This window comes from Streptomyces krungchingensis, from assembly GCF_054729265.1.
The window spans coordinates 1,398,597-1,415,880 of record NZ_JBPUKY010000001.1 but is presented as its reverse complement, the minus strand read 5'-3'; the positions used below and the strand labels follow the sequence as shown (position 1 = coordinate 1,415,880).

Genomic DNA, 17,284 nt, shown 5'->3' with positions numbered 1-17,284 from the left:
CTGGTCAGGCTTGCAGATGGGGCTCTGGCAAGGGTTTTCGCTGTTCAGGACGGGTTAGGTCATTTTTCGATCTTGGCACTTGGGAGCGGGTTCTGACGGTACTGATGCTAACTTAATGCTGACTTTGATGACGGGGTGTCAGGTTGTTGCCGGTGATCGGCAGTGTCGCGAGCGGAGCCCTGCTCTCGGCAGTATCGGTCCTGCGGTCGCGGAGGTCACGTGCGCGGACGCTGCTGGGCGCGCCTTGTCGGCGAAGGGGTGCTGAGTTCGTTGCCTTGTCCGGCGGGTTCCGACAAGGCCGGACATAGAAGAGCGGCACCTCCCGGTGCGCCGATGACGATGAGGGGAGGCGGTCGAACCAGCCGATGAGTTTTTCGGGGTGCTGTCCGAAGTAGTTGTAGGCGTAGAAGCGCTGGTTGGAGCCCTCGATCCAGAACAGCTCTTTGTCCTCCGCGCCAGGACACCGCCGAACTCCTCGGGCCAGAAGTTCATCGCGCCGATCGTGGAGTTGGCTCCCATGTACTGGGTGTAGAGGCCGAGCTTCATCGCTGCCGGGCTGTCCTGGCTGCGGACGTGACGCAGCGAACCGACGACGTCGCGGGCCTCGATCGGTCCGAGCCCGCTGGTGACGCCGTTGGTGTCGCTGCTCAGGCCATGGTTGCGAAGGTCGTAGGTGAGGATGTTGTAGTCGGGGTCGTGCAGGAAACGCAGTTCGGTCAGGAAGTCGACCTCGAAGCCACCGAACACACCGAGCTCGGTGTGCCACGGCTCAAGCTGCCCTGGGAATCCGTACCGATTGCAGGCCATCGGGTGGTTGACCACGAGAAGGCGGTCCGAACCTTTGGCGGGGATGTACCAGGCCTCGTTCATGGCCATCGTCTCGGATGGTGGTGCGGATCTTTGCCCCGTCGGGCGCCTTGGAGGCCGAGGTCGCGCATGAGCCGAACGACCGTGCAGCGGGCTGCTGTTATGCCTTCGCGGTGCAGTTGCCGACGGGTGCCGGAGGGTGTGCCCGTGCCGGACATCGGGCGTCCTGGACTCAGGACGCCGCTTTGTCCTCTTTCCAGAGTCCGCGTTCTTCGAGCGTCTCGATGAGGTGGTCGGCGCTGTCGAGGATGTGCTGTTCCATCAGGGACCGGGCCATGCGTGAGCTGCGCCTGCGGAGGGCTTCGAGGATGAGGGGGTGTTCCTCGCGGGTGGCGGTGGCCCGGCCCTCGATGGAGAGGTAGAAGCGGTTGGGCAGTTGCTTGACGACCGAGCGGAGCAGCAGGGCGAGACGAGGGGAGTCGGCCGCGAGGTTGATCTGGCGGTGGAAGGCGTGGCCGTACTCGACCATTTCGTCCTCGTCGCCCGCCTCGATGGCCTCTTCCTGCTGCTTGGCGATGGTTTCGAGTCCGGTGAGCTGCTCGCTGGTGATCTTCTTGGCGGCCCGGGCGGCCAGTTCGCCGCCGAGCTGGGCCTGGACCCAGAACAGGTCGCGTACGTCCTGCTTCGAGAAGGAGGTGACGACGAAGCCGCGGCGGGGGACCAGCTCGATGAAGCCTTCGCTGCTGAGGGAGAGCAGGCCTTCCCGGACGGGCGTGTTGCTGACACCGACCGCTTCGGCGATGGGTTCCATACGCAGGAACTCGCCAGGCTGGACCTTTCCGGAGATGATCAGCTCACGGACGTAGCTCGCCACCTCTTCGGACAGCTGCTGCCGCTTTGAGTCGCGGTCGCGCGTCATGAATGCCTCGTTCCCCGTCGAGTCTCCGGCCGGTCTGGAATAGAAAGCATCATATAGCTTCCGCCTTCGAGGGGACCCTGAGCGGCGGAAACGGCTCCGTGCGCGAGAGCGACAAGGCGGGCTACGGCGCGCGATGCGCACCGCAGCCCGCGGGTGTGTGGCGCGGCCGGCTCAGACCGTGCTGCCGCGCAGCTCCGCCAGGGCTTCCGTGGTCAGGTGCCGGGGCGTGCTGTCGGGATCGACCAGGACGACGGTGCAGCGGGAACTGCGGGTGAGTGCGGTGGTGAAGCTGCCCTCGGTGAACTGGACGACGGGGCCGCGCGGCGAGCGGCCGACGGCCACCGCGCGGGCGTTCACTTCGGCGGCGTGCTGGGCGAGGACGCGGCCGGCGGCGGCGTGGTCGCCGACACTGCTGAGGATCTGGCCGGTGGCGGCGATGCCGCGGGCGGCGAGCCGGTCGAGGTGGGTGGTGACGGCTGCCCGTGCCTGGTCACCGGTCTCGGTGTCGGCGGTCTGCTCCTCGACCACGGCGGTCTGCTGGACGTGGACGACCTCCAGCGGGCTGCCGGTTTCGCGGGCGAGGTGCGCCGCGGCGTCGACGATGGCGGCCGCCTGGTGGTGATCGCCGACAGCGACGACGACCGGAGCCGTGCCGCCGCAGGGCGCGTCGCCGACGGGCGTGAGGGTCGGGACGACCGGCTCTCCTGCGCCGGCGTGCTGCTCGGCCTGACGGAGCAGGCGGTGCCCGCTGGCCAGGACCGGGATGGCGAGAAGGAAGGTACCGGCACCGAGGTAGAAGGGGACGCTCAGGCCGCCGGCGTCGGCGAGCTTGCCGGCGACGTACGGAGCCAGGCCGCCGCCGATGAAGCGCAGAAAGCCGTAGGAGGAGGAGGCCACGGGACGCTCGACCGGGGCGACGAGCATGACGGCCTGGGTGGTGAGGGTGTTGTTGATGCCGATGAAGGCGCCGCTGACGATGACCGCCACGATCACCACGGTCGGGTTGCTCACGCCGGCGGCGATGACGGCCATGACGACACTCAGGCCGAGCAGGTTGGCGTACAGGACCGGCGCGGTGCCGAAGCGGGCCTGCAGGCGCGGGGCGAAGAAGACGCTGAAGGCGGCCACCAGCAGACCCCAGCCGGTGAAGACGAGTCCGAGTTCGTGGGCGCTCAGCTCCATGGGGTACGGCGCGTAGCCGAGCATGGTGAAGAAGCCCCAGTTGTACAGCAGGGCCATGATGCCCATGGTCAGCAGACCGCGGTGACGCAGCGCCTTGAGCGGCGCGACAGGTGAGGTCCGGCGCTCCGGCTTGGGCAGGGAGGGTACGAAGGCGAGGGTCGCGACCAGGGCTATGGCCATCAGGACGGCGACGCCGAAGAACGGGCCGCGCCAGCTGATGGCGCCCAACTCGCCGCCGAGCAGCGGCCCGACGGCGATGCCGAGGCCGAGCGCCGCCTCGTACAGGATGATCGCGCCGCCGAATCCGCCGCTGGCGGAGGCGACGATGACCGCCAGGGAGGTGGCGATGAACAGGGCGTTGCCCAGGCCCCAGCCGGCGCGGAAGCCGACGATGCCGTTGACGGAGCCGGAGGTGCCGGCCAGGGCGGAGAAGACGACGATGACGGCCAGGCCTATGACGAGGGTTCGCTTGGCGCCGAAGCGGCTGGAGAACCAGCCGACGATCAGCATCGCGACCGCGGTCACGATGAGATAGCTGCTGAACAGCAGCGACACCTGGCTCGGCGATGCGTGCAGGCTCTGGGCCAGGGCGGGCAGGATCGGGTCGACGAGACCGATGCCCATGAACGAGATCACGCAGGCGAACGCCACGGCCCAGACGGCCTTCGGCTGCCTGAACGGGCTGGCAGTCTTTCCGTGCGGTCCACTCATTACCGCTTCTCTCCAGTCAGGTGGGGACGGGGACAGAGATCCCGACAGGGCGCGTTCAGGGACGCACTTGGCGATCCCGAATCGCGCGGGCAAGGGCCGGGAGCGCGACCTTCACCACGCGCCGCTCCGGTTCGGTCAGTTGCTCGACCAGCTCCCGCAGGGCGTCGGCACGCTCGGCCCGCCGCTGCCGGAACAGCTCCAGGCCCGTGTCGGTGGCCTCCACCAGCACGCCCCGGCCGTCGGTGCGGTCGGCTGTACGCCGTACCAGCCCCGCACGCTCCATGCGGGTGACGAGCTGCGTCATGTTGGGCTGGGAGACGTTCTCGCCCCGGGCCAGTTCGGTCAGTCGCTGGGGCCCCTCGCGGCCCAGCCGGCCGAGCGCGGACGAGGCCGCACCGCCCAGACCGCCGGCCGTGGCGCTGTGCCGTACGTACCGGACCATCTGCTCCACGGCGGTCATCAGGTCCTCGATGGACGCATCCGAGGAGGCAGGGGCCGCATCCCGATTCTGCATAATCGGATTATGCATCTATGCGTACCGTGAAGCAATCGAACGCGTCACCCTGGCGGGGAGACTGCCGAGCGACGGCACGACCGCCGGGCGGCACCGCATCCGCAGAGTGACGGGTTCATCGCCGAACGGGCGCATTGTGGACAAATATCCGTGGACCAAGGAGACGCGCATGACCCACCCCTTCGATCCCTACAGCGTGCTGCCGCCGGTGCCGCAGTTCACGCTGCGCAGCACCGACATCGCCGACGGGCAGACCCTGGACATCGCCCAGTGCAGCGGCCTGTTCGGCGGCCCCGGGCAGGACCGATCCCCGCAGCTGGCGTGGGAGGGCTACCCGGACGGCACGCGGAGCTTCGCGGTGACCTGCTACGACGCGGACGCGCCGACGGTCAGCGGCTTCTGGCACTGGGCGGTGTACGACATTCCCGCATCCGTGCACGAGTTGCCCGCCGATGCGGGCGCCGTCGGCGGAAAGAACCTTCCCGTCGGTGCCAAGGTGCTGGCCAACGACGCGGGTCAGGCCGGCTACCTCGGCGCCGCACCCCCGCCCGGGCACGGCGCTCACCGCTACATCTTCGTCGTGCACGCGCTGGACGTCCCCACGCTCGACATCGCACCGGACGCCACCCCCGCCTGGCTCGGTTTCCAGCTTCTGGGCCACGCCCTGGCGCGGGCCACGCTCACGCCGGTCTACGCGACGCCGGCCTGAGCAGAGCGAGAGCCCGGGGCGGATCACCCCTGCCCCGGGCTCTCGACCTCATCTCGTGCCCATGCCTCAGTGCGCCGGCTCCTGGTCGTTCCACAGGCCGCGCTCTTCCAGGACTTCGATCAGGCGGTCGGCACCCGCAAGGATGTGCTGCTCCATGAGTGACCTCGCCTTGTGCGCCTGGTGTTTCCGCAGGGCGTCCAGCAGCAGGGGGTGCTCCGTCCGGGTGGCGGCGACCTGCCCCTCGATCGTGGCGTAGAAGCGGTTGGGCAGGTGCTTGACGACGGAACCCAGCAGGAGGGCGAGGCGGTGGGATCCCGCCGCCAGGTTGATCTCGCGGTGGAACGCGTGGCCGAGGCCTGCGACGCGTTCCGTGTCGTCGGCCTCGACGGCCGCTTGATAGCGGTCCAGGATCACTTCGATCCGTGCGATCTGCTGCGCGGTGATCTGCCGCGCGGCGCGAGCGGCCAGCTCGCCGGACAGTCGTGCCTGGGCCCAGAACAGATCGCGTACATCCTGCCGGGTGAACGGTGCGACCACGAATCCGCGGCGCGGGACGAGTTGAACGAAGCCCTCGCTCCGCAGCGCGAGCAGTCCTTCGCGCACCGGTGTGCTGCTGACGCCGACCGCCTCGGCGACGCGCTCGGTGCGCAGGAAGTCACCCGGTCGAACCTCTCCCGAGATGATCAGCTCGCGCACGTAGCTCGCCACCTCCTCGGCAAGCGGCTGCCGCCGGCTCGTACGGTCATGGATCACGACCACGTCGTTGGTTCCCATCGGTCCGTCGCCCCCTCTTCGATCCCGACATCACCCTTGCCTACGCATAATATATTTTGTATGTTCGCTCCGCTCCATTGAGAGTCCACCGAAAGTGAAAGGGCGATCCCTCATGGCAGGTCTTTACTTCGAGGAGTTCGAGCCCGGTGCCGTCATCGAGCACGTGAACCGGCGGACGGTCACCGAGACCGACAACGTGCTCTTCAGCACCCTCACGCTGAACCTGGCCCCGCTGCACCTGGACGCGGAGTACAGCAAGAACAGCATCCACGGTCAGCGACTGGTCAACAGCCTGTTCATCCTGGGACTGGTCTCGGGCATCACGGTTCCGGAGACGACCCAGGGCACCACGCTGGGCAACCTCGGCTTCCAGGAGATCAAGTTCCCCAAGCCGGTCTTCCACGGTGACACGATCCACGTCCGCACCGAGATCGTCGACAAGCGTGAGTCCAAGAGCCGTGACGACTCCGGGATCGTCACCTTCCGCCACCTCGGCATCAACCAGCGCGACGAGATCGTCTGCGACGCCCGCCGGGTCGGCCTGATGCTCAAGCGATCCGCCGCCGAGAAGGCGGACACGGCCGCCTCCTGAGGACGCGGCTCGCAGATAGGAGTCGGTATGCGAAACACCAGCTTGTTCGCCAGGCCCGACCACCCGGTGTGGGTGCCGGGCGAGGCCGAGCGCGAGCGCAGCCGCCTGCTCGCGGCCATGCGCCGATGGGGATACGACAGTGTCGAGGAACTGCACCGGGCATCCGTGGAGCACCCGGAACGGTTCTGGCGTGACGTCGTGGACGACCTCGACATCACCTTCTCGCGGCCGTTCGATCGTGTCCTGGACGACAGTGAAGGCAAGCCGTTCCCCCGCTGGTTCGAGGGCGGACGCCTGAACGCGGCGACGCTGTGCTCCCACCGTCATGCGGTCGGCCCGCTCGCCGACAGGACGGCCGTCGTCTACGAAGGCGACGGAGGCCAGCGGCGCTCGCTGACCTACGCCCAACTGGACACGGAGGTCAGGCGGTTCGCCGCCAACCTCACCGGGCTCGGCGTCAAGCGGGGAGACCGCGTCGTCCTGTTCCTTCCGGTCGTCCCCGAGGCCACCGTCGCCTTCCTGGCCTGCGCGATGATCGGCGCCATCTCGGTTCCGGCCTTCACCGGCTACGGCGCCGAGGCACTGGCCACCCGCCTGCGCGACTCGGAGGCGGTCGTCCTGGTCACCGCCGATGGAACCACCCGCCGCGGCAAGCGGGTTCCGCTGAAGCGGACCGCCGACGAGGCCCTCGCGTCCGCGCCCTCGGTCCGGCACGTCGTCGTGGTCCGCCATCTCGCCGACGGCGTCGACATGGTCGACGGACTCGACGTCTACTGGGACGAGCTCGACCCGCACCCGGCCCCCGTCGACACGGTCGACGCCGACCCCAACGAGCCGCTGACCATCGTCTACACCTCGGGAACCACCGGGGCCCCCAAGGGGATCGTGCATTCCCACGGAGGCCTGGCGGTGAAGGCGGCCGCGGACTTCGGCTACGGCTTCGACGTGCACAGCGAGGACGTCATCGCCTGGATCAGCGACATGGGCTGGCTGGTCGGCCCGCTGCTCATCATGGGCGGCCTGCAGCTGGGCGCCACCGTCGTGTTCACCGAGGGCGTGCCCAACCACCCCACGCCGAAGCGACTTTGGGAGATCGTCGAACGCAACGGCGTCACCCTGCAAGGAGTCGCCCCGACCGCGATCCGCGCCGTGATGGCCGGCAGCGACGGGAAGTTCGGGGACCTCAGCAGTCTGCGCGCGTTCGTGTCCACCGGCGAGGCCTGGGACGAACCGACCTGGCGGTGGCTGTTCGAGACCGTCGGCGAGTCCCGGCGCCCGATCATCAACTACAGCGGCGGCACCGAGGTCGGCGGCGGCCTCCTGAACAGCTATCCCTTCCTGCCCATGGAGCCCGCGTCCTTCAACGGGCCGCTGCTCGGCATCGACGTCGCGATCCTCGACCAGGACGGACGGCCGGCCGTGGACGAAGTCGGCGAGTTGACGGTGCTCAACACGTTCCCCGGTATGACGCACGCCTTCTGGCAGGACCGCAAGCGCTACCTGGAGACGTACTGGAGCCAGTGGTACGGCGTCTGGCTGCACGGCGACCTCGCGAGCGTCGACCACAACGGCACCTGGCGCATCCACGGCCGCTCCGACGACACCATCAAGGTGTCCGGCCGCCGCGTCGGGCCGGCCGAGATCGAGGCGTCCCTCCTCAAGGACCGCCGGATCGTCGAGGCGGCCGTCATCGGCGTCCCCGACGCGCAGCGCGGGCAGCGTGTGGTGGCCTTCGCCGTGCTGGGCGACGCCGACATCGATCCCGACGCCCTGACCACAACCGCGGTGCACAACGTCGGCCGCTCCTTCGCACCGACGCTGCACATCGTGGCGACACTGCCGAAGACCAAGAACGGCAAGATCATGCGCCGTGCCATCCGCGCCCGCTACCTCGGCGCGCCGACGGGCGACCTGTCGTCGCTCGACCCCATGACCCCCCTGGAGGACATTCCCGTCCTCGAAGAAGGAGCCCACTGATGGCCACGACCGAGCTCACCGATCTGGAGCTGATCCGCAAGACCGTCCGCGAGCTGGCGCGCAAGTTCGACTACGGGTACTGGCGGGAGAAGGACAAGAAGGGCGAGTACCCCTGGGAGTTCGTCAAGGCCTTCGCCGACGGCGGCTGGCTCGGCGCGATGATCCCCGAGGAGTACGGCGGCCTCGGCCTCGGCCTGGCCGAGTCCGCCGTCATGATGACGGAGATCGCGCAGTCCGGCGCCGGCATGAGCGGCGGTTCGGCGATCCACTTCTACGTCTTCCCGCCGGCCCCGATCCTGCGGTACGGCTCGGAGGCGATGAAGCGCGAGTTCCTGCCCAAGCTCGCCAAGGGCGAGCTCCTCATGGCGTTCGCCATCACCGAGCCCGACGCGGGTGTGGACACCTCCCGCATCCGCACGCGCGCCGAGAAGATCGACGGCGGCTGGCGGATCAACGGCCAGAAGATCTTCATCACCAACGCGCAGAACGCCCACAAGATCCTGATCGTGGCCCGTACCTCGCCGCGTGACGAGAACAGGCCGCTGGACGGCATGACCCTGTTCTTCACCGACCTCGACCGCTCGAAGATCACCGTGCGCGAGATCGAGAAGCTCGGCCGTGCGGCCATCGACACCAACGAGCTGTTCATCGACAACCTCGAGGTCGGCGACGACGAGGTCGTCGGCGAGGTCGGCCAGGGCTTCCGCTACCTGATCGACGGGCTCAACCCCGAGCGCATCGTCGTCGGCATGGAGGGCATCGGCCTCGGCCGTGCCGCGCTCGAGCTGGCGTCCAAGTACGCCAACGAGCGGGTCGTCTTCAACCGCCCCATCGGCAAGAACCAGGCCGTCGCGCACCCGCTGGCCGACTCCTGGATCCGCCTCGAGGCGGCCGAGCTCGTCGCCATGAACGCCGCCAGGCTCTTCGACAACCAGCAGAACTGCGGCAAGGAGGCCGCCGCCGCGAAGTACCTCGGAGCCGAGGCGGGCTTCGAGGCGTGCGACCGCGCGATGCAGACGCACGGCGGCTACGCGTACGCCAAGGAATACCACGTCGAGCGGCTGTGGCGAGAGGCGCGACTGCTCCCGAACGCTCCCTTCTCCCAGGAGATGGTGCGCAACTACATCGCCACCAAGGCGCTCGGGCTGCCCCGCTCGTACTGAGTCGCACCGACGAGCGGCCGGGCCGCCCACACCGCGGCCCGGCAGGTACGAAGGTCACCGGAGGAAAAGTGAGGACAACATGGGTGACGCGGTGAGCGGCCCCCTGGCCGGAGTGCGCGTCGTCGTCCTGGCGGGCATGGGCCCCGTTCCCTTCACGGGGATGCTCCTGGCCGACATGGGCGCGCACGTCGTACGGGTGACCCGGCCGGCCAACCGGTCCGCACGTGCACTGAGCCAGACCGACGGTCTGGGCCCGGAGCACGACCTGGCCAACCGAGGCGTGGACGCCGTGGCCGTCGACCTCAAGGACCCCGAGGGCGTCGAGACGGTGCTCCGCCTCGTCGAGGCCGCGGACGTCTTCATGGAGGGCTACCGCCCGGGCGTGGCCGAACGCCTCGGCCTCGGACCGGACGTCGTCACGGCCCGTAACGCGGCTGTCGTCTACACCCGCCTCACCGGCTACGGCCAGAGCGGACCGCTGGCGAAGGTGGCCGGACACGACATCAACTACGTCGCCCAGTCGGGCGCGCTGCACGCCATGGCCCGGCGGGGCGAGGCCCCCCGGCCGCCCATCAACCTGCTCGGCGACTACGCGGGCGGCGGGATGATGGCCGCCTACGGGATCGTATGCGCCCTCCTCGAAGCGCGGACGTCGGGACGCGGGCAGGTCCTGGACGCCGCGATGCTCGACGGTGTGGCCGTGCTGACCGCCAAACTGCAGGGCCTGCGGGCGGCAGGTCTGTACGACGACGAACCCGGAACCAACTTCCTCGACTCCGGTGCGCCCTTCTACGACACCTACCGGTGCGCGGACGGACGCTACCTCGCGGTGGGAGCGCTGGAGCCGGACTTCTACCGTGAGTTCACCTCGCGCCTCGGCGTGGACGTCGCCGACTGGCCGGACCAGAACGACCGGTCCCGGTGGCCGAAGCTGCGCGAACTCATCGCCTCGGCGGTCGAGTCGAGGACACGGGCGCAGTGGGCGGACGTCTACGCGGGCACGGATGCCTGCGTCACGCCGGTCCTCTCGTTCGACGAAGCGGCCGCTGACGCCCACAACGCCCAGCGCCAGGTCTTCCAGCGCGTGGACGGCGTGCTCCACCCGTCGCCCGCACCGCGCCTGAGCCGTACGCCCGGGCGGGGCCCCGCGGCGCCGAGCGCCGTGCCCGTCGAGGCGCGCGACCTGATCGAGTCCTGGAAGGCCGGGTCCGTCTGACCGTCCGGTGACCGAGGGGGTGGTGCACGGGAACTCCCGTGCACCACCCCCTCAGCAATCTGCGACGGCCGCCGTCACCTGTTACCCCTCGGACTCCTCGGACTCCTCGGAGGCAAGCGTGATATCGCGGTGCAGGTCGGGGCCGGGTTGGTAGACCAGCAGGGATTCCGCGCGTGGCGGATGCGCCGGACTGGAGACGACCAGTGTGTACGCGCCCGGTGCCAGCCTCGTGACGGTGTAGCGGCCGCCGGCCGTCTGCACCTGCGCCCCACGTTTGCCACGGCTGTCCACCACCGTGATCCGCGCCTCGCAGTTGCCGTGCTCCGGGCAGCGCACCGAGCCCTGCAGGGTCACCGTCCCGTCGACGGCCCGGTCGGCGGCACGCAGGGCGCCGGCCGACGTGCCCGCGAGGCCTGTGCCATGGAGCGGTCGGGTGCCTACCGCTACGGCGGGAGCAGCGGTCGACGTGGTGACGGTCAGGCCACGGTCCTGGGCGATGCTTGCCAACACCTCGTCCAGCGCGGCGAGTTCACACAGCGCCTTGTGCAGGCGGTCGGCGCGAGGTCCCACGGCCGAGTGCAGGACGGCCTTGAGTTCGGAGATCGCGGGGCTGATCCGGACCCAGGTCCCGCCGTCCTCGCCGGTGGTGATCTGCCGGTCGAGCGCGCGAACGGACGTGGTGAGGACCTGCGTGATGTGCTCGACTTCGGTGCGCAGCCGCGGGGCCGGGTCGATGTCGATGTCCGCCGCCGCTGCCAGGGACCCTGCGTGCCGGGTGGCTGTAGCGAGCAGCCCGAGCAGGTTGTCGGCGCCCCGGCCCCGCGTCCCGCGCGGCATCCTGACCAGCGGTTGATGCACGCTCTTCATCTGGTACAGAGCGGCCTCCACGGCACGCGCCGCACCACGCAGCCGCACCGGCGCCTCGGGGTCCGTCCACCGCTCGGCGAGCCGGCCGATCAGCTCCTCCAGCGCGGACAGGTAGCCGTGCGCGGCCTCGCGGGAGATCTTCCGGGTGGACACCGGGAAGATCAGTACGGTGCAGAGGGTGGCCACCAGCATGCCCAGCGCGTTGTCGATCAGCCGGTCCGCCAGCAGCCGGTCCATCTCGTCGTACGGCGTGACGAACCCGTACAGCTGCACCAGCGCGACCACCAGCCCGGTGACCATGTAGGTGTACCGACGCTGTACGCACGCGGCACCCAGGGACAGCCCGGCCACGATGACCAGCAGTGTCCAGTGGATGTGGCCGGGGCCGATGAGGCGCAGCAGCGCGATGCCGATCACCGCGCCGGCGAGCGTGCCCACCACACGGTGTGCGAGCTTGCGAAGCCGCTCATGCGTCGTGTTGGTCCCGAGCATGGCGACCATCACGCCGATGATTCCCCAGTAGTAACGCTCCGGGTTGACGGCATCCGCGATCGGCAGGGCGCTCGCACCCGCGGCAGCGGCCTGAAGGGGAGCGCGCCACGCAGGGACCGCCCGCCGCAGGCCCCGGCCGCTCTGCGCGGACACCACGCGCCGGGCAGCCGGTCCGGCTTCGGGCAGGCGCCCGTTCTCCAGCACGACGCTGGGCTGGAAGGGAACCTTCGCGCGGGTGGTGGGCGTGTTCCAGCCGAGCCGGAGCCACGAGGCGAGCGAATCGGCGAGCGAATCCAGCAGGTCACCGACCCGCCGGGCCAGTGCGCGCACCTCTTCGTCCTGGTCCGTACCCCTCGGTGTGTTCGCGGCGTGGCCACGGATCAGCTCGGCGGCCGGTCGCAGGGCATCGGCCCGGCCCAGGTGGGTGTCGCGGGCGATGGTCAGGCCGACGACCATCGTTTCGCGCAGCGTCGACGGCACCTGGTGACGTGACATCTTCTGCACGGTCTCCCCGATGCCCTGAAGTGCTAGTTCGGCGTCGAACAGGTACTGATGCAGCAGTTCGGCCGCCTCCGGGTCGGCGGCGACCTCGGGCTGCGCGAGCCGCCCGTCGATGATCAGGGTCGTGATGTTGAGCCGGCGCAGGGCTCGCCGCATGCGCTTGATCGCGACAGCCGGGTCCGCGTCCGGGTCCAGGGCGGTGGCCGCGGCGTCGGCGATCCTGCGTGCCTCGACGACGAAGGCCCGCTGGGTCCGCAACAGGTCCTCACGCGGCATCGGGTAACACAGCAGCAAGCGGGCGGCGAGCAAGGCCACCGCCGTCACCACGGAGATGACGAACAGCCGGCCGCACTCGGACAGCGGGACGGCCGCCATCTCTCCCACCACGAGGGCGACGAACACCAGGATGCCGGTCAGCAACCCGAGGGGACCGAACCGGGCCAGCACCATCATGAGGACCAGTGCCACGACGAGGAGGCACAGGCTCAGTAGCCGGTGCGGGTGGAGCCACGCGCTCAGGGGCAGCACGGCGCAGAACGGGACCGGCATCCACAGGACGGCACGTGCCAGTCGCGCGGGGGTGTTCTCGGCGATCAGGAAGGATCCCACCAGCCCCAGCACGCCGCTGACTGTCATACCCAGTACGGGCGGGAGGCCTACGGCGTGGGACATTCCATAGCCCGCGGCCAGGGCGGTGATCATGGACACCAGGGTGCGCCAGGCCGCCTGTATCTGGCCGAGCCCCGGGTCGACCGCGAGCACCCAGTCCCACCAGCGGCGCGGCCCGCCGACCCGGCCGGGAGCGAGTGTGTCCTTAGGTGTCTCAGGGGGAGTGTCTGAAGCGGAGGAAGTCCCGGAGAGGTCGGAGGCGGTGGCCGACGACAGGGGAGGGGTGCTCAAGTAGCCTCGGATTCCAGTGCGTTGAGGAGGGTCAGGACGGTCTCGCGGGCGGCCGCGACGACGCGCTCGGCGTCTTCGACGCTCGGACCCAGTGCGTCGAGCAGGGCCGCGGCGATGCGCTGTCGCCCTTGCCGCAGTAGCTCCTGACCCTGGCTTGTGAGATAGGCGTTGGTCGCGCGCCGGTCGTCGGTGCAGCGCTGCCGCTCGACCAGCCCGCGCTCCTCGAGTTCTTTGAGGAGAACGGTGACCCTCGGCTGGGTGAGCCCGGTGGGGGCGGTCAGGTCGCCCACCCGGTGCGGGCCCGACTCCAGCGCGGTCAGAACGTTGACGTGGCTGTGTGGCACCCCGAACTCGCCGAGGCGGTACATGGTGCGGGTGAGCCTGCCGATGCCGCTGAGCAGGTTCCTGGAGGCCCGAGTGATCCGTTCTTCGTCCTGCGCCCGCGAGTGCATACGCTCATTATATACGCGACTTATGCACTTCCCCTGTTGTGCGGCCGCGTGCCATCGGTGACTCGGGGGAGAGATGCGCCACATAGATAACTCAATTATATAGTGCTATTATGTATCTCGTGCTCATCGCCACTGATGGCCGGCTTCGCCCCTCTCGACGGGCTGGTCGGCGTCGTGGGCGGGCCTGAACGGCCTGGCGTCGCGCCTGGCTGGTTCGCAATCGAGAACAGCGCGAGATCTGGCGCTGGCAGTAGAGGAGAGATGACAGTGACAGCCGACATTCGGACGCCGGGACTCGGCTCGCTCGTCGAGCCGGAGCGCATGCTGATCGGCGACTTCTGGGTTCCGGCCCGGTCCGGTGCGACGTTCCCCGTGGTGGACCCGGGCTCGGGTGACGTGGTGACGCGTATCCCTGAGGGGGACGCCATCGACGTCGACGCGGCGGTCCGGGCGGCTCGGCAGGCCTTCGAGGAGGAGCGCTGGACGGGACTGTCCGGTCAGCAGCGGGCGGTCGTGCTGTGGCGCGTGTCCGATCTGCTGGAGGCTCATGCCGACGAGCTGGCCCGGCTGGAGAGCCTGGACGTGGGCATGCCGGTGTCGGTGGCCCGGGCGATGCTGGGCGAGGCGGTCAACCTCTTCCGGTACTACGCGGGCTGGGCGGACAAGATCCATGGCCAGGCCGTGGAGATCGGTCCCGGTGCGCGCCGCCTGCAGGGCATCACGCTCAAGGAGCCGGTCGGTGTGGCCGGGCTGATCGTGTCGTGGAACGCCCCGCTCATCGGCATCTCCATGAAGCTGGCACCGGCACTGGCGGCGGGCTGCACCTGTGTCGTCAAGCCGTCGGAGGAAGCCTCGCTCTCCGTGCTGGCACTCGTACGCCTCCTGCTGGAGGCGGGCGTCCCCGAGGGCGTGGTGAACGTCGTGACCGGGCACGGTCGGGTCGGTGCGGCTCTGGCCGCGCACGACGACGTGGACAAGGTGAGCTTCACCGGCTCCACCGCGGTCGGCAAGAAGATCGTGCAGGCGGCCGCCGGCAACCTGAAGAAGCTCTCCCTGGAACTCGGCGGCAAGTCCCCGGTGATCGTGCTGCCGGACGCGGAACTGGACCAGGTGATCCCCGGTGTCGCCATGGGCATCTTCTGGAACTCCGGCCAGATCTGCACCTCTGGAACCCGCCTGTTCGTCCACCGGGACATCTACGAGGACGTCGTCCAGGGCATCGCGGGATACGCCCGCTCGCTCAAGGTCGGCCACGGTTCCCAGCCGGGCATGGACCTCGGCCCGCTCATCTCCCAGCGGCAGCTCGACCGGGTCACCGAGTACGTCGAGAGCGGGATCACGGAAGGCGCCCGCGTGGTCACCGGCGGCTCCCGCATCGGCGACAAGGGCTTCTTCTTCGAGCCCACCGTGGTGGCCGACGCCGACCCGTCGATGCGCATGATCCGCGAGGAGATCTTCGGCCCGGTCCTCGGCGTGATCCCGTTCACCGATGTCGCCGAGGCGGTGGCCGCGGCCAACGACACGGACTACGGCCTGGCCGGCAGCGTCTGGACCCGGGACATCGCCACCGCCCACACCGTCGCGCGCAAGCTCCGCACCGGCCGCATCGGCATCAACGTCCACCGCGCGGGCGGAGTCCAGATGCCCGTCGGCGGCTACAAGCAGTCCGGCTGGGGCCGCGAGAACGGCCTGGAAGGCCTCGAGGAATACCTCGAGACCAAGTCCGTCATCACCCTGCTCGACCGCTGAACCCCCAGTCGTCCGTCTTCCGCGGTTCCGCCGAGACGAAGACGAATCACCTGTCCATCACTCATCAAGAAGAAGGCGCAATGCCCAGGTACAGCTATGTCGTTCTGACCAACCCGGTGGAGGGCAAGGAGGACGAATACAACGAGTGGTACACGAACACCCACGTCCACGACGCCCTCGCCGTGCCGGGCTTCGTCAGCGCACAGCGGTTCAAGCTTGCCGACGCCCAGCGCAACGAGGCGCCCTACCCGTGGAGCTACCTCGCGATCTACGAGATCGAGACCGACGACCTCCAGAAGTCGATCGACGAGCTGTCCGCGCGGTACAACACGCCGGCCATGGTGATCAGCGAGGCGCTGAGCCCGGAGCGGCTGGGCCTGATCTTCGAGGCGATGACGCCGCGCCTCGAATCGCAGCCATAGGCCCACAGGCCGGAGGGCCGCATCGACCCTGCGGCCGACAGGGGATCGAATCCCCGCAGACAGGCCCCTCATCGCCGGTGCACCCGCGATGAGGACGGGCCACGCAGCGTACAGCGATATCAGTTCGACAAAGGAGATCATTCGATGCAGACGCGTGGAGCAGTGATTCGCCAGACCCCCGGCGAGCTGGAGGTCGTGGACCTGGAGCTGGACGACCCCCGCCAGGACGAGGTCCAGGTGAAGCTCGTGGCCTCGGGCCTGTGCCACTCCGACAGCCACCACATGTCCGACGTCCCGGTCGGCACCTACCCCTTCGCGCTCGGTCACGAGGGCGCGGGCATCGTCACGAAGGCCTTCCCGAACAGCAAGGGCATCAAGGAGGGCGACCACGTCGTCTTCACCGCGATCCCGTCCTGCGGGCACTGCCGCTGGTGTGCCACGGGGATGGAGAACCTGTGCGACCTGAAGGACGGCATCCTGCGCGGCCCGCGCTGGACCGACGGCTCCTTCCGGCTGCACACCACGGACGGTGCGCCGGTCGGGCAGATGTGCGGCATCTCCACCTTCGTGGAGACGACCACGGTGTCGCTGAACTCGGTCGTGAAGATCGACAAGGACATCCCGCTGGACAAGGCCTGCCTCGTCGGGTGCGCGGTCAGCACCGGCTGGGGCTCGGCCGTCAACCTGGCGCGAGTACAGCCGGGCGAGACCGTGCTGGTGGTCGGTGTCGGCGGTATCGGCGCGGCTGCCCTCCAGGGCGCCCTGCACGCCGGTGCGGCCAACATCATCGCGGTGGACCCGGTGCCGTTCAAGCAGGAGACGGCCAAGCTGTTCGGCGCGACGCACGCCGCCGGGTCGGTCGAGGAGGCCGCCGAGCTCGCCAAGGAGCTCACCCACGGCCAGGGTGCGGATTCGGCGGTCATCGCCATCGGTGTCCGTGACTCGTCCATCGTGGGCGCGGCGCTGCGTGCCATCCGCAAGGCCGGCACCGTCGTGGTGGCCTCGGTGGCCCCGCACTCCGCCGACGAGGCGCCGATCCCGCTGTCCAACCTGACGCTGAACCAGAAGCACCTGGTGGGCTCGCTGTTCGGTGGCACCAACGGCAACCATGACGTCAATCGCCTGCTGGACCTCTACCGGGCCGGCAAGCTCAACCTCGACGACATGATCACCCGGACGTACAAGCTCGACGAGATCCAGCAGGGCTACCACGATCTCCACGCGGGCAAGAACCTCCGCGGAGTCGTGCTCTTCGACTGATCGAGGCCCGTGTCCGGCCAACGGCCGTCGTACACCACCGTCATGAGAGGTGCCGGGTCCGTCCCCGCGTACTCGGC

The 17,284-nt window shown here is 69.2% G+C and carries 16 protein-coding genes; 8 read left to right on the top strand and 8 right to left on the bottom strand.

Translation table 11 applies throughout. The features are described from left to right. Window positions 1-138: 138 nt before the first annotated feature. The 5 genes from ACSYGO_RS06450 to ACSYGO_RS06430 form a co-directional block, all read right to left on the bottom strand. Window positions 139-876, bottom strand: a complete 738-nt coding sequence (locus ACSYGO_RS06450) for an alpha/beta hydrolase family protein (RefSeq protein ID WP_460386068.1) — start codon at window positions 874-876, stop codon at window positions 139-141. Beyond that, entirely contained in the window at window positions 867-1,025 is a 159-nt protein-coding gene (locus ACSYGO_RS06445; protein ID WP_435228456.1) for an IS3 family transposase, read from the bottom strand. The genes ACSYGO_RS06450 and ACSYGO_RS06445 overlap by 10 nt, the downstream gene beginning before the upstream one ends. 14 nt (window positions 1,026-1,039) lie before the next feature. Beyond that, window positions 1,040-1,726, bottom strand: coding sequence for a GntR family transcriptional regulator (locus tag ACSYGO_RS06440; RefSeq protein WP_460386067.1), 687 nt, complete (start codon window positions 1,724-1,726; stop codon window positions 1,040-1,042). Between the two features lie 171 nt (window positions 1,727-1,897). Beyond that, window positions 1,898-3,619 carry an MFS transporter gene (locus tag ACSYGO_RS06435; RefSeq protein ID WP_460386066.1) on the bottom strand — a complete coding sequence of 574 codons (1,722 nt, stop codon included), beginning with the start codon at window positions 3,617-3,619 and terminating at the stop codon, window positions 1,898-1,900. 55 nt (window positions 3,620-3,674) lie between these two features. Further along, a complete protein-coding gene (locus ACSYGO_RS06430) occupies window positions 3,675-4,133 on the bottom strand; it encodes a MarR family winged helix-turn-helix transcriptional regulator (RefSeq protein WP_460386065.1) in 459 nt (152 codons plus the stop codon). Window positions 4,134-4,302: 169 nt separating this feature from the next. Here ACSYGO_RS06430 and ACSYGO_RS06425 point away from each other — a divergent pair, with 169 nt between their 5' ends. Further along, a complete protein-coding gene (locus ACSYGO_RS06425; protein ID WP_426679830.1) occupies window positions 4,303-4,842 on the top strand; it encodes a YbhB/YbcL family Raf kinase inhibitor-like protein in 540 nt (179 codons plus the stop codon). A 66-nt stretch (window positions 4,843-4,908) separates the two neighbouring features. Here the strand turns inward: ACSYGO_RS06425 and ACSYGO_RS06420 are convergent, their stop codons facing one another. Beyond that, a complete protein-coding gene (locus ACSYGO_RS06420; RefSeq protein ID WP_426679829.1) occupies window positions 4,909-5,616 on the bottom strand; it encodes a GntR family transcriptional regulator in 708 nt (235 codons plus the stop codon). A gap of 112 nt (window positions 5,617-5,728) precedes the next feature. On the opposite strand from ACSYGO_RS06420, the gene ACSYGO_RS06415 reads away from it, so the two are divergent. The 4 genes from ACSYGO_RS06415 (at window position 5,729) to ACSYGO_RS06400 (ending at window position 10,564) form a co-directional block, all read left to right on the top strand. After that, the gene (locus tag ACSYGO_RS06415; RefSeq protein WP_426679828.1) at window positions 5,729-6,208 is read left to right on the top strand and encodes a MaoC family dehydratase; all 480 of its coding nucleotides are present in this window, start codon (window positions 5,729-5,731) and stop codon (window positions 6,206-6,208) included. Between the two features lie 27 nt (window positions 6,209-6,235). Then, window positions 6,236-8,185, top strand: a complete 1,950-nt coding sequence (locus ACSYGO_RS06410; RefSeq protein ID WP_460386064.1) for an AMP-binding protein — start codon at window positions 6,236-6,238, stop codon at window positions 8,183-8,185. Further along, a complete protein-coding gene (locus ACSYGO_RS06405) occupies window positions 8,185-9,348 on the top strand; it encodes an acyl-CoA dehydrogenase family protein (protein ID WP_426679826.1) in 1,164 nt (387 codons plus the stop codon). Before ACSYGO_RS06410 ends, ACSYGO_RS06405 begins: the two co-directional genes overlap by 1 nt. Before the next feature lie 79 nt (window positions 9,349-9,427). Further along, window positions 9,428-10,564, top strand: a complete 1,137-nt coding sequence (locus ACSYGO_RS06400) for a CaiB/BaiF CoA transferase family protein (protein ID WP_460386063.1) — start codon at window positions 9,428-9,430, stop codon at window positions 10,562-10,564. 81 nt (window positions 10,565-10,645) lie between these two features. On the opposite strand, the gene ACSYGO_RS06395 is transcribed toward ACSYGO_RS06400, so the two are convergent. Beyond that, entirely contained in the window at window positions 10,646-13,186 is a 2,541-nt protein-coding gene (locus tag ACSYGO_RS06395; protein WP_460386062.1) for an FUSC family protein, read from the bottom strand. A gap of 134 nt (window positions 13,187-13,320) precedes the next feature. Then, window positions 13,321-13,776 carry a MarR family winged helix-turn-helix transcriptional regulator gene (locus tag ACSYGO_RS06390; RefSeq protein ID WP_426679823.1) on the bottom strand — a complete coding sequence of 152 codons (456 nt, stop codon included), beginning with the start codon at window positions 13,774-13,776 and terminating at the stop codon, window positions 13,321-13,323. Window positions 13,777-14,037: 261 nt separating this feature from the next. Between ACSYGO_RS06390 and ACSYGO_RS06385 the strand changes: the two genes are divergently transcribed. The 3 genes from ACSYGO_RS06385 (at window position 14,038) to ACSYGO_RS06375 (ending at window position 17,207) form a co-directional block, all read left to right on the top strand. Continuing rightward, the gene (locus ACSYGO_RS06385) at window positions 14,038-15,525 is read left to right on the top strand and encodes an aldehyde dehydrogenase family protein (protein ID WP_460386061.1); all 1,488 of its coding nucleotides are present in this window, start codon (window positions 14,038-14,040) and stop codon (window positions 15,523-15,525) included. An 80-nt stretch (window positions 15,526-15,605) separates the two neighbouring features. Next, window positions 15,606-15,947 carry a hypothetical protein gene (locus ACSYGO_RS06380; protein WP_460386060.1) on the top strand — a complete coding sequence of 114 codons (342 nt, stop codon included), beginning with the start codon at window positions 15,606-15,608 and terminating at the stop codon, window positions 15,945-15,947. A 144-nt stretch (window positions 15,948-16,091) separates the two neighbouring features. Continuing rightward, window positions 16,092-17,207 (top strand): NDMA-dependent alcohol dehydrogenase, encoded by a 1,116-nt coding sequence (locus ACSYGO_RS06375; protein ID WP_435229567.1) that lies wholly within the window; start codon window positions 16,092-16,094, stop codon window positions 17,205-17,207. Window positions 17,208-17,284 lie beyond the last annotated feature (77 nt).

Bases quoted from the DNA above. Each gene is read 5' to 3' on its own strand.
- ACSYGO_RS06450 (WP_460386068.1), bottom strand. From the start codon at position 876: ATGGCCATGAACGAGGCCTGGTACATCCCCGCCAAAGGTTCGGACCGC.
- ACSYGO_RS06445 (WP_435228456.1), bottom strand. From the start codon at position 1,025: ATGTCCGGCACGGGCACACCCTCCGGCACCCGTCGGCAACTGCACCGC.
- ACSYGO_RS06440 (WP_460386067.1), bottom strand. From the start codon at position 1,726: ATGACGCGCGACCGCGACTCAAAGCGGCAGCAGCTGTCCGAAGAGGTG.
- ACSYGO_RS06435 (WP_460386066.1), bottom strand. From the start codon at position 3,619: ATGAGTGGACCGCACGGAAAGACTGCCAGCCCGTTCAGGCAGCCGAAG.
- ACSYGO_RS06430 (WP_460386065.1), bottom strand. From the start codon at position 4,133: ATGCAGAATCGGGATGCGGCCCCTGCCTCCTCGGATGCGTCCATCGAG.
- ACSYGO_RS06425 (WP_426679830.1), top strand. From the start codon at position 4,303: ATGACCCACCCCTTCGATCCCTACAGCGTGCTGCCGCCGGTGCCGCAG.
- ACSYGO_RS06420 (WP_426679829.1), bottom strand. From the start codon at position 5,616: ATGGGAACCAACGACGTGGTCGTGATCCATGACCGTACGAGCCGGCGG.
- ACSYGO_RS06415 (WP_426679828.1), top strand. From the start codon at position 5,729: ATGGCAGGTCTTTACTTCGAGGAGTTCGAGCCCGGTGCCGTCATCGAG.
- ACSYGO_RS06410 (WP_460386064.1), top strand. From the start codon at position 6,236: ATGCGAAACACCAGCTTGTTCGCCAGGCCCGACCACCCGGTGTGGGTG.
- ACSYGO_RS06405 (WP_426679826.1), top strand. From the start codon at position 8,185: ATGGCCACGACCGAGCTCACCGATCTGGAGCTGATCCGCAAGACCGTC.
- ACSYGO_RS06400 (WP_460386063.1), top strand. From the start codon at position 9,428: ATGGGTGACGCGGTGAGCGGCCCCCTGGCCGGAGTGCGCGTCGTCGTC.
- ACSYGO_RS06390 (WP_426679823.1), bottom strand. From the start codon at position 13,776: ATGCACTCGCGGGCGCAGGACGAAGAACGGATCACTCGGGCCTCCAGG.
- ACSYGO_RS06385 (WP_460386061.1), top strand. From the start codon at position 14,038: ATGACAGTGACAGCCGACATTCGGACGCCGGGACTCGGCTCGCTCGTC.
- ACSYGO_RS06380 (WP_460386060.1), top strand. From the start codon at position 15,606: ATGCCCAGGTACAGCTATGTCGTTCTGACCAACCCGGTGGAGGGCAAG.
- ACSYGO_RS06375 (WP_435229567.1), top strand. From the start codon at position 16,092: ATGCAGACGCGTGGAGCAGTGATTCGCCAGACCCCCGGCGAGCTGGAG.